The sequence below is a fragment of the Wolbachia endosymbiont of Rhagoletis cerasi genome (assembly GCF_018454475.1).
GTDB classification, from domain to species: Bacteria; Pseudomonadota; Alphaproteobacteria; order Rickettsiales; family Anaplasmataceae; genus Wolbachia; species Wolbachia pipientis.
In genome coordinates this window covers 1-14,349 of the sequence record NZ_JADCNC010000015.1, presented here as the reverse complement: position 1 = coordinate 14,349, position 14,349 = coordinate 1, and the positions used below count along the sequence as shown (strand labels likewise).

Annotated in this window: 9 protein-coding genes and 1 pseudogene; 5 read left to right on the top strand and 5 right to left on the bottom strand. The window is 35.1% G+C overall.

Features of this window, described 5'->3' with window-relative positions:
- Nucleotides 1-254: 254 nt before the first annotated feature.
- The 3 genes and pseudogenes from INQ25_RS05580 to rnhA form a co-directional block, all read right to left on the bottom strand.
- On the bottom strand, nucleotides 255-920 hold the full coding sequence (locus tag INQ25_RS05580) for a JAB domain-containing protein (RefSeq protein ID WP_174515767.1): 666 nt from the start codon (nucleotides 918-920) through the stop codon (nucleotides 255-257).
- A gap of 183 nt (nucleotides 921-1,103) precedes the next feature.
- The gene (gene wmk / locus INQ25_RS06740; RefSeq protein WP_213863265.1) at nucleotides 1,104-2,114 is read right to left on the bottom strand and encodes a WO male-killing family protein Wmk; all 1,011 of its coding nucleotides are present in this window, start codon (nucleotides 2,112-2,114) and stop codon (nucleotides 1,104-1,106) included.
- Between the two features lie 200 nt (nucleotides 2,115-2,314).
- Nucleotides 2,315-2,757, bottom strand: a pseudogene (gene rnhA / locus INQ25_RS05570) (ribonuclease HI); the annotation flags it as partial.
- A 381-nt stretch (nucleotides 2,758-3,138) separates the two neighbouring features.
- On the opposite strand from rnhA, the gene INQ25_RS05565 reads away from it, so the two are divergent.
- From INQ25_RS05565 to INQ25_RS05550, 4 genes are all read left to right on the top strand, one after another.
- On the top strand, nucleotides 3,139-4,035 hold the full coding sequence (locus INQ25_RS05565) for an Rpn family recombination-promoting nuclease/putative transposase (protein WP_213863264.1): 897 nt from the start codon (nucleotides 3,139-3,141) through the stop codon (nucleotides 4,033-4,035).
- A 20-nt stretch (nucleotides 4,036-4,055) separates the two neighbouring features.
- Complete coding sequence (locus tag INQ25_RS05560; RefSeq protein ID WP_015588934.1) at nucleotides 4,056-4,769, top strand: pyrimidine dimer DNA glycosylase/endonuclease V; 714 nt, start codon at nucleotides 4,056-4,058, stop codon at nucleotides 4,767-4,769.
- 109 nt (nucleotides 4,770-4,878) lie between these two features.
- The gene (locus INQ25_RS05555) at nucleotides 4,879-6,351 is read left to right on the top strand and encodes a cytoplasmic incompatibility factor CifA (RefSeq protein ID WP_213863263.1); all 1,473 of its coding nucleotides are present in this window, start codon (nucleotides 4,879-4,881) and stop codon (nucleotides 6,349-6,351) included.
- Between the two features lie 53 nt (nucleotides 6,352-6,404).
- Nucleotides 6,405-9,833 (top strand): cytoplasmic incompatibility factor CifB, encoded by a 3,429-nt coding sequence (locus INQ25_RS05550; protein WP_246484107.1) that lies wholly within the window; start codon nucleotides 6,405-6,407, stop codon nucleotides 9,831-9,833.
- A 486-nt stretch (nucleotides 9,834-10,319) separates the two neighbouring features.
- Here INQ25_RS05550 and INQ25_RS05545 read toward each other — a convergent pair whose 3' ends face one another.
- Both INQ25_RS05545 and INQ25_RS05540 read right to left on the bottom strand, forming a co-directional pair.
- Nucleotides 10,320-11,822: an ankyrin repeat domain-containing protein gene (locus INQ25_RS05545; RefSeq protein ID WP_174516139.1), complete on the bottom strand. Its 1,503-nt coding sequence runs from the start codon at nucleotides 11,820-11,822 to the stop codon at nucleotides 10,320-10,322.
- A gap of 524 nt (nucleotides 11,823-12,346) precedes the next feature.
- The gene (locus INQ25_RS05540; RefSeq protein ID WP_151808102.1) at nucleotides 12,347-13,408 is read right to left on the bottom strand and encodes an ankyrin repeat domain-containing protein; all 1,062 of its coding nucleotides are present in this window, start codon (nucleotides 13,406-13,408) and stop codon (nucleotides 12,347-12,349) included.
- A 734-nt stretch (nucleotides 13,409-14,142) separates the two neighbouring features.
- Between INQ25_RS05540 and INQ25_RS05535 the strand changes: the two genes are divergently transcribed.
- Nucleotides 14,143-14,349 (top strand): hypothetical protein (locus INQ25_RS05535; protein ID WP_213863262.1); only part of this gene is annotated, 207 nt, incomplete at its 3' end.

Genomic DNA, 14,349 nt, shown 5'->3' with positions numbered 1-14,349 from the left:
TTTGCAACTATTTATAATAAAAGAACAGATCTATTCAGGCTTTTATTCCTTTATTGTAACTTAATATACAAGCTATACAAAGATCTTGTATATTTTGCAACTTTTGTGATGTCTTTTTCCAAATCTCAGCTATAGAAATATGCTTTCCTTAAAGCACTTTGCTACTTGATTTTTATATTCATATTTCGTATTGTTTGCCACTAGCAGTGGTAGCCAAACTTCCCAAACCTGAAAAATTTGGCATTCCCATACCTTTATAACAGGTCGTTTTTCTTAAAGCTGAGATGGCCTTTGTCTGTTACCAGAATATGATCTAACAGCTCAATGTTCACCGATTGACACGCAGATGCCAATTCCATTGTCATATTTTTATCCTCTTCTGATGGCTCTAAACTTCCTCCAGGGTGGTTGTGAGCTAATATTATTGATGCTGCCTTCCTTCCGATTGCATTTTCTACCACTTCCCTTTCATATAGATGCACTTCATCTATTGTACCAAAATGCACGTCGTCGTCTATAAAACGGCGCTGTGTATCCAAATATATTATCTGGACAGCTTCTCTCGCTGAGAGGCCTATACTTACCCTTATATATTCTATGAGCTTTTCGTTACCCATTACCGGTCCTCTCTTTAACCCTTCTCTTAGTGCCCTCTTGTTAGCTTCCTTAACACATGTAATCACTACAACTGCAGGTTTAGTTACTCCTCTTATCATTTGCAGTTCATCTATTTCCCGACCTAGAATGCCTCCTATTCCTGTACAAGTATTCACTAGATTTTTAGTAATAGCTTGAGCTTGATGTACTGAACTTAGAAGCGTTTCCATTATTTCATCATCACGTAGAGCTTTACCTCCACTGTTCAATGCTCTAAATTCTATTTCTTTTCTACGATCTTTACTTTTATTCTTATTATTCATATAATATATCCTTCACTAATAATAAATTTTTTTTAAATGTTTACTGCTATTTTTTTAGCAGTATTGGCATAAGGCCATAGCTTTCGGGCGAAGTCAAATCAATTTTTCAATTTTTTTTGTTTATTTTTTTATGGAAATATAAAAGATATTAATAATTGCTGATTTCTTTAAACAATGTCATTTTTAGACTCGTATTTTAAGGTGATATAAATCTATTGCTTCAGCAGGTATACCTATTGTTTGGGAAATGGCATCAACAGAAACACCTAGTATAAGTAGGTTATTTGCAACTTTGATCCCCTCTGCTTTATCAATCTTTTCTTTGTAAATTTGCCTTCTTTGGGATAAAAATTCTACCCATGTATCCAGTTCATCTTGTGATTCTTGATTGTTAATTTTTTGTAACTCTCTCGCCCAACTTAATAGTTCTTTTTCTCCTTCACCATCTTCGTCTTCACAGCAGTCTTCTTCCTTTGATTTAAGCACCAGATCCTTAGCATCCACTGATAATTTTCTCGCTATTTCCCATAACCTTTCACCGAACATGGTGCTCCCTTGTTCATAGTAATGTACCTGTGGACCTCCTACACCAAGCTCTTTTGCTAATTCCTCTTGCGTATATCCCTGTATTATCCTCCACTTTTTCATCTCTTGCCTTTTGTTTGGACGCTTAGAACCCTTTTCCTCTTTATTATCATATTCATCAGCTGATAAACCTGTTGCTCGGTAGATTATATCAGTAGCAAATCCTGCCTTTAGCATATTCTTTGCCATTCTTATTCTCGCTGCTTTTACATCATTTTCCTCTTCAGCTCGAATAGATTTGGTTAATGCATAAATCGCTTTACGTGATTCTCGCCCCCTTGTTTTTGTGTATTTTCCTATGAAATCGTACATCCATTGGATCTTACTTTTATCAAAACAACTGTTTTCTTTGAGTACTTTTTGTCTAGGAAGTAGATCACTCAAACTAACTGATAATGCATCTGCTATAACTTGTAATTCTTCATCTGGAATGCCACATATCCCTTGTTCATATCTTCGCAGCGTATGATAGTTTATACCTGTTTTGTCTGCTAGATCTTTTAGGGTATATCCTCGCTTTAGCCTCCAGCTTCTTATCTTTTGCGCTATTTTATATCTTGTAGCGTTAGTATGCTTTATACGGCTACTATTAATGTTACTAGCGGTCACTCTTTTTCACACGATTTCAAAACAACTAACTCTCCAGATGCCTGTTGAAAACTAGTATATTCAATGCCTATGCTGTGACAAGCTAAAATGGCACAGGTAACTTATGTTGCTACGGTCTTTAATCTACGTAACTTGGAGTTTCTTCTCTTTTTTAGTGGTTTCTCAATCTCATAACTTCTGTATTTCAGCTTTTTAGTTTCTTTTCTAGCCAGTCTATCCGCCTCCTCGTTTACCATTGTGAGCTCTAACCCACTTCCAACTAACGTCATGCTGTAAGGCAACTTCATCTAGCTCTTTCCATAATTCCATGTTTTTTACTGGTTTTTTAGTTGCTGTTTTCCAACCATTTGCCTTCCACTTGCTGATCCATTCTGTTATACCCTGTTTAACATAGAGACTATCTGTATGTAAAATAACCTCACAAGAAATTTTTAACATCTTTAGCCCGTTAATTACAGCCCTTTTGTTGTTCGTTGTGTTTTCCTCACCTCCAGAGATACGTTTCTTGATAAAGACACTTTTATTTTCATACATAACTACAGCAGCCCAGCCTCCTGGACCAGGGTTTCCAGAACAAACTCCATCTTGTATATATTGTAACCTTCTTTTTTTCGCCCATACTAACAGGATACGGATTTAACATAAATTTTCTACTGAAATATGTTGATATTAAGTTTCTGATTTTTTATTATGAAGGTGTGAGAGGTTAATCTCACGATAATCGTAATTGAGTTTTTACGCTCGTATTTTTATTAGGAAATTGGCCTCTCACACCCAAAATAGGTATTTTTGAAGTTTTTTATAACTACTAAATTCATGAATTCATTTGCCGGGGTTTTTAGGCGCTTTATGATGGGGATATAAAAAGATGTACAAAAGGACGTCTAAGGTGCGTAGTAGCATTCTAGGGCCATCTATGGGAGACATTTTTTTCATCAACGCATTCAAAACTTAAAAAAATAAAAAACTTGAACATTTCTTCAGAATTATGTATAATTATTAATGCTTTTTAGGTTTTTTTCTCATGGCTCTTTCGAAGTTTCTCGACCCCAAAAATGATATATCTTTTCGCCGTATCTTCGGTACTGAAAAAAATAAAGATATTCTTATTCACTTCCTCAATGATATCCTTGGCTTCACTGACAAAAGTGCAATAAAGGATATAGAGTTTCTAAGTACTATTCAAGACCCTGATATTGCTGCTAAAAAGCAAAGTATTGTTGACGTTCTCTGTAGAGATGAAGATGGGGTGCAAGTGATCGTCGAGATGCAGGTCGCTAAAACTAAAGGCTTTGAAAAACGTGCCCAATACTATGCAGCTAAAGCGTATTCAAGACAAGCCGATAAAGGTGATCAATACCAAGACCTTAAGGAAATTATCTTCATTGCTATAGCAGATTGTATCCTGTTTCCGGACAAGTCTGAGTATAAATCAAAGCATACTATTCGGGATGAAGATACTAATGAACACGATCTAAAAGATTTTTACTTCATATTTATTGAATTGCCAAAATTTCCAAAAACCAAAGAGGATCAGCTTTCAAATATAGTTGAAAAATGGATCTACTTCTTTAAATATGCAGATGAGACTAGTGAAGAAGAGCTGGAAAAAATAATAGGTAGTGATGTAATAATTAAAAAGGCCTATGAAGAACTAAATAGATTTAACTGGTCAGAAAAAGAATTTATTGCCTATGAACAGGAAATAAAACGTATTCTTGATGAACAGGCTGTCCTCGCTCAAAAACTTGATGATGCTACTGAAAAAGGTAGAGAAGAAGGCATCCTTATCGGACATGAAAAAGGCAGAAAAGCAGAGAAAATTGAGGTCGCAAAGAATCTACTAAAAGCAGGTGTTTCTATTGATATTATAGCTCAAACTACTGGTCTTACAGCTAATGAAATTAAAGACTTAAGCTGATTCTATCTTTGGATGTTTAGATGAACATCTTTGTACTAGATGAAAACCCAGAGATTGCGGCAAAAATGTTATGTGATAAGCATATAGTAAAAATGCCATTAGAAACTGCTCAGTTATTAAGTAATGTTTTTTCAATAGCATTAAAAGCGCCAAATCCTTTTGTTAGTGTCATAGATCAGGATATAGAAGTTCCATATAAACTCACTCACAGCAATCATCCTTGTTCTTTGTGGGCTAGGCAATCGAAAGGAAACTTTTGTTGGTTGATAGAGTATGGAAAAGAATTGTGTAAAGAGTATACACAGCGATACAAAAGGAAGCATAAATCAGAGGAAGTAATAAATTGGTGTGATAGTAATAAGGATTTACTCATTTTTCGATCAACTGATATGCAAGCTTTTATACAAGCACTGCCGGATCAGTATAAATGCAGCAGTGCTGTGGAAGCTTATAGGAGATATTATCTCAAGGAAAAGATGAGATTTGCTAAGTGGGAAAATGGCAGAGAAGCACCAGATTGGATAATCTGCTACACAACACCACAGCTAATACAGCTCATAAATAGAGAAGCCATCCAAATCGGACATGAAAAAGGCAGAGCCGAAGGCAGAAAAGCAGAGAAAATCGAAGTTGCAAAGAATTCACTTAAGGCCGGTGTCTCTATAGATGTTATAGCTAAAATGATCGGCCTTTCTATTGATTACATTAAGGACATTCAAGAAGAAAAGTTTTAGCCATAACGTTTTTTTTATTAAGTCCTCTATTCTAGTAATTTTTATGTTGCAATCCATTCTAATGTATGTACAATGCCTTTTTTATATAAATACTTAATAGGAGGGGTTAATGCCAACACAGAAAGAGCTTCGGGCTACGATGTCCAAAAAATTACAGGAAGCTATTAAACATCCAGATCCAACAGTTGCTGCCGGGAGGAAGTCAGCTATCAAGAGATGGGTGGGAGTCCTTCAAGATAACTTTATGGAGCACATAAAATACTTTAAGGGTGATAAGTTGAAGTTTTTGCACAATGTATTCCAAGATGAAGGTTGCTGGTCAGGTGTAAGGTTGGATAATGCTGCTTTAGGTCAAAGGTTTACTGAAGAAAAAATAGGTGGAATAGATAATCCACTTCGCAAATATGAGATGGCTTGTAGTTACTGTGTGGTAGATAAAATTCATCCACTCTTTCAAAAAAGATTTGAATCTTATAGGAACAATTTTCCTCCTGGTGCATTTGATGGTAAAACTGAAACTGAAATTGGCAAATACGTACGAAACTCGTTACTAGATAGCATAAAGAGGAAAGGTCCTGTGTTTGATTTCTGGATCGATAGAGAATCTGGGGGATTAAAGCAACCAAGTAACGCGTCAGAAGGTTTTGACAGTGCTGTAAAACTTAAGTGGAGTGAAGGAGTAGAGTATTTTTATAATCATTTAAAAGAAGAAGATAAGGAAAAGAAACTTACAGAAGCTATTATTGCTCTGTCTCGCGTTCAATCTGTTGAGAAAGATGCTCCTATTTTAGATTTTTGTGTAAGGAATATAGGTGATAAAGATACTCTTTTACAGAAATTGCTGCAGAAAGATAAGGGAGTATATTCCCTTCTTGCTGAATTAATAGAGTCATGTTTTTTTGATACGGTTCATGATTTGGTACAGTGCTGGTGTTATGAGGAAGCTTCAGCACGAGGTGATCATTCAAAGGAAATACTCTCACAGGATGAGTATGACCTCCTTCTTTACTCACTTTCAAATGTAATGTTGAAAAATCCTGAATCAAATGTTCAAGCTAGATCTCTTATTATGAAGATTTGGAAATGTGACTGCTTTATTGAATACAGAAAGATTTCTGTTAATATTTCTAATTGTATAGTTCCTATACAGGACATGCTTGCAGGGTTAATAATTAACTGGAAACGAGAAGACATTTATAAGTCTGATGAGGAAAAAGAAGTAGAGAAAAAAGAAATATTAGATGTAATATTATTTGCTAAAGATTGCTTTCCTGAAAAGTTTGAGTTCTTTAAAAAATTAATAACAAAAAATCTTAGATTAGCTGGAAGACCAGGTAAAAAAGTAAATGTGGATTACGGTCTATTTGCGGAAGAATTATTCTCTGAGTTAGAGAAAACAATTTTACCACCTGTAGGTGATGGTCCTTGGAATAATTTACGGTCACGATCTAAAGCTCATGGTAGTAAGGAAACAACTTTGCCAGTTGATGATGGTCCACAGTCTGAGCTTGGAACTCCTAGTGTAAGTGGTGTTTCTTCTTATAAGAAAAAAAGCGTCTTTACGCTTAGTGGTAATAAGTAATCCACTTATGAACTCTTGGTGTTTCTGGTCGTAGTAAATAAGGGGTATTTTGTATGAGTAATGGTGATGGATTTATTAGGAGTTTGGTGGATGGAGATCTTGAAGGATTCAGACAAGGATTTGAATCTTTTTTAGATCAATGTCCATCTTTTTTGTATCATGTGAGTGCAGGTCGTTTCCTTCCTGTATTCTTTTTTAGTATGTTTGCTACTGCACATGATGCTGGTATCTTAACTGCAAATGAGAGAGTCTATTTTCGTTTTGATAATCATGGTATTGATACAGGTGGTAGGAATAGAAATACAGGAAACTTAAAGGTTGCTGTTTCAACTCGTAGTCGTGACGGACAGCGAGTTGTCAAGTATTACAGCATTTCTGATCGCCCTAACAGTGATGGGTTAAGGTTTAGTACAAGGGAGAGAAATGCTCTAGTGCAAGAGATTAGACGGCAAAATCCGAATTTAAGGGCAGAAGACCTAAATTTTGAGCAATATAAAGTATGCATGCATGGAAAGGGCAAGAGTCAGGGAGAGGCAATTGCAACAGTATTCGAGGTGATTCGTGAAAAGGATTTTAGGGGTAGAGATAAATTTGCCAAATATTCAGCATCTGAGATTAGTCTTCTTAGACAACTCTTAGGAGATCACAGATTGACAATTCAGGAAATAAAAGGAAGACAACTCAATCAAAATCAGCTCAGACAACTTGATAGATCAGTCAATTTTGCACAGGTAGCACAAGGTCAACAAAGGATTGACAACTTTATGGAAATACTAGCAAATAACCAAAGACAAAATGTAGAACGTAGAATGCACAGGGAAGTTTTGCCATACATAACTGACATCTATGATAATTGCAGACAAGCGCTAGAAAATAATATTGAAAATCGCAATCAAAAATTTGAGAGTCACGGGTTTTTATTAGGTTTTTTAGCAAATTTTAGTCATCGCTACACAATAGGCATCGATCTTGACTTATCTCCTAGAAACTCACATGTTGCATTTCTTGTACGTCACCAAGCAGAAAGAGAAAATATTCCTATTGTTGTTAATCTTGCTACAAGGGCACCGTCCAATATCGCATTAAACCGCGCCAGAAGTCACGCTGAAAGATTGCATGTTTTTTCATTTATACCTATCCATACTGAATCAAGAAATACTGTCTGTGTTGGATTAAATTTTAATTTAAATCTAGATCCTTTTAGTGTTGATACAGTAGGGCTTCAACAGGATAGATTTCCTTTAGTACAAAGATTGTTTGAGTATATAGAAGATGAAGAGGTTGGAGAGAATATTAGAGATTTCTTGCTTCAACATCTTCCTGGTGAAATACCAAGAAATGCAGATAATTATAACAGAGTATTTGATTGTATAACTGGTTTTACTTTTGGAAGTAGTGCTTTTGATAGGCACCCTTTAGAACTAGAAGAAGAAGACGAAGCACCTATAACAAAATACATATTTAGACATGGTGATGAGGGTTTAAGATGTTTAACTATGGTCTTTCATGCTGAAGGTTCTGATATAGTTATACTTCATATTAGAGCTCACGATGCACAACAACAAGGAGCAATCAATTTAGAAAATCTTAATATTAATGGAAATAATGTTCATGTATGGGAAGTTTCATGCACACTTAATGACCAATTTGAGCTAGATATTGATCAACCAAATGACCTTGGTTTATATCACGATTACCAAAATAATAATGCAAATAATTTTCTTGATGGTGATCTTGCACAAGTACCTAATGCTGAAAATGTACATGGTATTTCAGAAAGGGTTATGAATGATGGCTGGCAAGATGTAGGTCATCATGGAGAGCTGTTTCAAGAGATCTCTGGAATATTGATGCCACTTAGGGACGCAATAAATGTTAATAGTGAGGATAAGTTTCGTTCTATACTACATGGTACATTTTATGCTAGTGATAATCCTTATAAAGTGCTTGCTATGTATAAAGTTGGTCAAACATATAGTTTGAAAAGGGGTCAGGAAGAAGAAGGAGAAAGGGCAATACTCACAAGAATTACAGAACAGAGATTAGACCTTTTATTATTAAGGCAACCTACAGCAGATACTCATCCAATTGGATATATATTAAGATTTGCTGGTAATGCAGAAGAAATAATACAAAAGGAGAATAACGCAAAAGATCAAATAAAAGAACTTATAAACAAGCAGAGAGGATATGTGCCTATTACTTCTGGAAATGAGGTGGTTTTACTTCCTCTTATATTTAATGCAGGTGCAGAGAGAGTAGAAGGTCTTATATCTATTCCAGAAGGAATAGGAAGAGAAGAGTATGTACATAGACTTGATCGTGGTGGTCGTGACTCAAGACCAGGAGTATTAGTGGGACCTGAAAGTGTTATTGATGAAAATCCACCAGAGGGTCTATTATCAGATCAGACTCGTGAAAATTTAATAAATTATATTCGAGAAAATCCCGGACGGAACCGGATTTTACCGTTTGATCTAGGTGATAATCGATGTGTTAGTATTATTACCTTCGAAGGTAGTATACAACAACTCCTAGAAATACTAAGGTCAAGAATAAGGGGAGGTGATAATTCCATTCCTACAGCACAAGAGATAAGAAGACAAATAAGAGATATTCTTAGAAATCAAGGGATAGAAGTAAATGATCTACTTACACTAGAATTTGCGACGAGAAATGGACATTATGATTACTGGCTTCAACAAATTGATATAGCTCACGCTGGAAGATTGCGATATCAGCTTCGTACTGAAGGTAATCACACTTTTGAAGTAGCTAATTTGGCAAGGAATGACGGTAACGAGCATATTGTTAGAGTATTAAATCAATTTAGGGAAAATGAAAAACAACAGCGTTTAACTTTAATCATTACTTTAAATAATACTCATTGGGTTACACTAGTGATTGAACGTCAAAATGGGAACTATGTTGGGTACTATGCTGATTCAACTGCTACTGCTGTTCCAGGTGGTATTACTGATATCATTCAAAATAACTTAGGAAATAATATCAGGATTAATAATGTTTCTGTTAGTCAGCAAACAGATGGTTGGAATTGTGGTTTATGGGCATTAGAAAATGCTAGTGATATTAATCGAGTTCTAAACGAAAATCCTGTTGGGCAAGTGCAGAATATCATAAATATAATACGCGATTTTCTTGGAAGAGGCCACCCAAACAGAGATAGAAATTACTTTCAGAACATAAGAGTGGGCATTTCGCAATTATTCAGGAATAATCCGGGATTTCAAGATGTGCAATTGCAAGCATACATTCAAAATAGAGAACAAATTGATCCATTACTACGTACTTATCTAGAATTAGGATATCACAGAGTGGGAGGAGGGTGTGGACCAGTAGAAGCACCTATATCGCTTGGTGTTAGTGATTCCAGTAATTTTGGTGACCTGCCACAGTCAAGCTTAGAAAGTCCTGAAGCTAGTCGTGTTTCTGACCTTAGCCAAGGTAAAGGCGGTAGGTAGAGGTAATCGGTAGATGAAAGGAGTGTAACAAAAACCTTATGCATCAAGTAAAGATTGTGAGCAAATTTAAAGAAGTTAAGGTGGGTAACCTGTTTTTTTCTACTTGCAGCAATGTTTCAAAAAGTATATGTGTCGAGTTGGGTAAAGTTGAAGGAGGTTCTTAAATGAGCAACTATTAATTTGGTAGTGTATAACATTAATAAATTTAAACAATGCAACCATTTCCAGCAACCAAAACCAGCCAGCGTGAGAACAATTTTTTTTTGGAATGGGTAGGTCTTGCAGCACACTACCCCTAGATTTTTCACTTTTTCATATAGCTTGAACAAACTTTTTCTAACTCATTCATGTTTGTACTTTAACATATTTAATAATTGAAACGACGTCTATGAGTCAGATACCGCCCATACCACTACACTTTGGGGATGCACATCAAGCCGATAGTAGTTGCATATTCCATACACAAGGAGCTAAACTTCAACAAGCCTAAGTTCTGCAGATGTATGTTTCTTCACATTCGATTCTCTCTATTTTAGCACTGGGCTTTAATATCATATATGTAGTCCCACCAACCGCTAACGCAAGTGTTGTGGCTGCAGCAACCGCCCCTACTATAGGCAGAAATCCAATTGTAAATACTGTTGCAAAAATGGTTGTCGCAGCTATACCTAATACTGCTGTTGATCCGCCACTAACAAGACCCCACTTGGTTGCATTATATTCTTGTTGTTTTATTTCTGCTTCCCCGAAAAGCTGTATTAAACTTTCATCTGTGGCTAACTCTCTTGGAGTTTTACCATTAGTGTCTTTTAACAAAGGATTTTCCCACTTTTTCAGTAAAGACTCTGCTACTTCTGTGCAGTCATAAATAGCAGCTAAATGTAAAGGAGTACGACCTTTTAGTAACGTATGTGCTCTATCTTCTACTACACACCTCACTAGATGCTCTACAACTTCTTTCATACTTGGTTCTTTTCCTATTAAATACTTAACTACCTTTGTGCAATTATTATAGAAAGCACTATGTAAAGGAGTATTTCCGTCTTTATTCACTACATTAAGATCTGATCCTTTTTTCACTAGAAGTTCTATTATGTCTATATGGCCATTTGCAGCAGCTAAGTGCAAGGAAGTATTTCCGTCTTTATTCACTACATTAAGGTCTGATCCTTCTTTCACTAGAAGTTCTATTATGTCTATATGGCCATTTGCAGCAGCTAAGTGCAAGGAAGTATTTCCGTCTTTATTCACTACATTAGGGTCTGATCCTTCTTTCACTAGAAGTTCTACTATGTCTATATAGCCATTGGATGCGGATAAGTGCAAAGAAGTATTTCCGTTTTGATCTTTTATATCAACACCTGCTCCTCCTTCTAACAGTAATTTTGTAACATTTATATCCCCAAAATTTGCAGCAAAATGTAATAATGTATATTCTTTTGTATGGTTAGAATCATCTTGTACTTTGAAAATGTAATTTATATCAAACCCATGTTTTTTCCACTGATTACATTCATGCATTATATGTTTTATACTACAACGCTCCTGCTCTAACTCTCTGAGCTCATTCTCATATTTCTTGAATTCCATATTAAATTTTGCTTCGCTATCTTTCAAACTATTATTATACCTTTCATATTCCCAATCATAATCAGGTATAGCATGTCTAGAATCATAATTGGATTTACTACTATTGGCATTGTTATGCAGCTCCTGTAACAATTTACTATTGTACTGGTAGTTTAACGACTGTATCTTTCTGCCATAGTTTTCACTCAATAACTGTGTCTCTCTGTTATAGTTTTCATCCAATAGCTGCATTTTGTGGTGAATAGATTCACTAGATTCATTAATTTCGCTTGACCTTCTTGAATTATATTCTTGTAATTCATTTGCTATTCTTGTAGTTGTGTTATTGCTGTATATACTTGGATTTTCCTCTATCCCCTGCAATATTATTTCAAATTCATTCTTCATAAAGTCTATCATACCTATACCTCAAAATTAAAAACACATGCCTAAATTGTACACGTATTTAATAAAAAAGCAAGTTTTTGCTTGTCAGTTCTAATTTCTTATATTCTTTTCTTCTGTCTTTTTCTTAATTATATGTATGTCTTTATGTAGATATTAAAACAATATTTCTACTATTCCACAAACCAATAAATGCAACAGAGAAGAAGTTGCTTTGGAATCGGAAGGTCCGCTGCGGAGGCTTAAGACCTGCTGCAAAAGGAAAGCCCAGTTTTTGTGGTAATTATGATCTTTAAAAAAACCACGTTTAAAAATACTTCATACAAGCGAGGAACACCTCTTCTTGTTTTCGCAGCAGGTCTCCATGTATCCTTCTTTAATTAAGAGACTGACTAGCTCCTTGAGTTTGTTCAGTGCTTGGGCACTCAAGGTTACTATTTATATCTTTATTTTTAACCATCTCTGCAAATGTCTTGACTTTCAGTGTAGGAACATGTCTTGTTGTAACATCTTCGAAGTCTACAAAGTAAATTAGTGTATTATTTCGTACTCCTGTTCTTTATACCAGTAAATGTCATTGCTTGAAAATTACTTCCATAATGCGTCGATAAAGCATCAATCAATGGTTTATGATTATGTAGAAATATTCTTTTTTCTATTTCTGGCATTATCTGAGCTTTAAGTTGTATATTCTCTGGACTGACATATAAGCCAGTAGCTTCCAGTTTTGCTATGTGATTTACTATTAACTCAGCATTGTCTATTTTATTCGAGATAATAACGCAATTTAAAGGAGTATTGCCATCACCATCTATCACATCAATATTCGCTCCTTTTTCAAGTAAAGACTCTATCACACCTTTTTGGCTATGTTCAGCAGCCCAACTTAAAGGAGTATTGCCATTATCATCTATCGCATCAATATGCGCCCCCTCTCCGATTAAAAGCTCTACCACTTCTCTTTTGCCACTTAAAGTAGCAGCATGTAAAGGAGTATTTTTACTCTCATTCACCGCATTAATATTCGCCCCTTTTTCGATTAAGAACTCTACTACTTCTCTTTTGCCACTTAAAGCAGCAGCATGTAAAGGAGTATTTTTAACCTTATTCACCGCATCAACATTCGCCCTTTTTTCGATTAAAAGCTCTACCATCTCTCTTTTGCCACTTAAAGCAGCAGAAAATAAAGGAGTATTGCCATTATCATCCACCGCATCAACATTCGCCCCTTCTTTGATTAAAAGCTCTACCACCTCTCTTTTGTCACTGAAAGCAGCAGCATAATGTAAAAGAGTAGGTCCATCTTCACTTACCATATTAATATTTGCCCCTTTTTCGATTAAAAGCTCTACCATCTCTCTGCCACTTAAAACAGCATAATGTAAAGGAGTGAGTCTAAGTTGCTGAATATTCGCTGCCTCTACTACCCCTCTTTCCCTTGTATTACTTAAAGCAGAAAGACGTGAAAAAGCTTTTTCACCCTCATCTACCGCATTAACCTCTGCTCCAGCTACTATTAACTCCTCAATTTGCCCTATATTACCCTGTACAACAGCATTAAAAAGTTGTTCATTTAACTCTCTTTGTTGTATTTCGTTCATAAATTACCTCTAATTTGTTAGTATGCTAGATGATAATGCAGTATAAATATTTGATATTTATTAATATTACTACACTTACATTATATATAAAATTTTTAATTCAATTCATCATCACCTGCAACATCAGCAAGCCAAACGCCTCCCTTTTTTCGTTGAGCGTCATAAAGCTTTTTCTATATACTTCCACAATCTTTGCCTCTTTTCCATGAGAGTTTCTATTGCATCTTTGTCATAAGATGAGCACAAACCTTTTTTGCTATAAATTTACCTTAGTTTTCCTTTTTATTCTCAAATGAATTGGTATTAATTTAGTAAAATATATTACTAATAACCTAACCGATACAACCACTTTCAGCAACTTAAAATAACAAGCGTGAGAACAAGTTTTTTTGGGATCAGTTGGTCTACCGCTTGTTCTGTGCGAACTTTTCTTTATAGTAATTCTACTATACCGTAAAGTTAGCTATATTAGCCTGCTTTCACCACATTTACATACGAACCAATTTGCTTAGCTTTGTTACAACAATTTTACGTTTTTGTTTTCACAACCCTATTTTTACGCAACGCGCTCTCACAAATATACGTACTGTTTTTATGTTTTTGAAGAAAGTAAATGAACAAATTTTTTGTGACGCTATAGAGTCTGGTATTTTCTATAAGTTTTTATATAATTTATTGACATGTTTGATAACTACTGAAATAATAGTTATAAGTGAGATAATGGGGGTACAAAAATGAATTTTAAAAAAGATGTTCATGACACCCTTTTATATTTACAACAAAAGAATGTGGATATAAAAGAACTAGTGCGCTTTTTGCAAAAGACACCAGAGATTAAAGAGCTCCATTTACATGGTTGTAATATTAGTGATAAAGATGTAAAAGTTTTAGCTGATGCTAACTTAAGTCTTAGTTGTCTTAATTTGAGAGACAACAAGATT

What these genes read in the sequence shown, in the direction of transcription:
- INQ25_RS05580 (WP_174515767.1), bottom strand. Translation starts at nt 920, where the DNA reads ATGAATAATAAGAATAAAAGTAAAGATCGTAGAAAAGAAATAGAATTT.
- INQ25_RS05565 (WP_213863264.1), top strand. Translation starts at nt 3,139, where the DNA reads ATGGCTCTTTCGAAGTTTCTCGACCCCAAAAATGATATATCTTTTCGC.
- INQ25_RS05560 (WP_015588934.1), top strand. Translation starts at nt 4,056, where the DNA reads ATGAACATCTTTGTACTAGATGAAAACCCAGAGATTGCGGCAAAAATG.
- INQ25_RS05555 (WP_213863263.1), top strand. Translation starts at nt 4,879, where the DNA reads ATGCCAACACAGAAAGAGCTTCGGGCTACGATGTCCAAAAAATTACAG.
- INQ25_RS05550 (WP_246484107.1), top strand. Translation starts at nt 6,405, where the DNA reads ATGAGTAATGGTGATGGATTTATTAGGAGTTTGGTGGATGGAGATCTT.
- INQ25_RS05545 (WP_174516139.1), bottom strand. Translation starts at nt 11,822, where the DNA reads ATGATAGACTTTATGAAGAATGAATTTGAAATAATATTGCAGGGGATA.
- INQ25_RS05540 (WP_151808102.1), bottom strand. Translation starts at nt 13,408, where the DNA reads ATGAACGAAATACAACAAAGAGAGTTAAATGAACAACTTTTTAATGCT.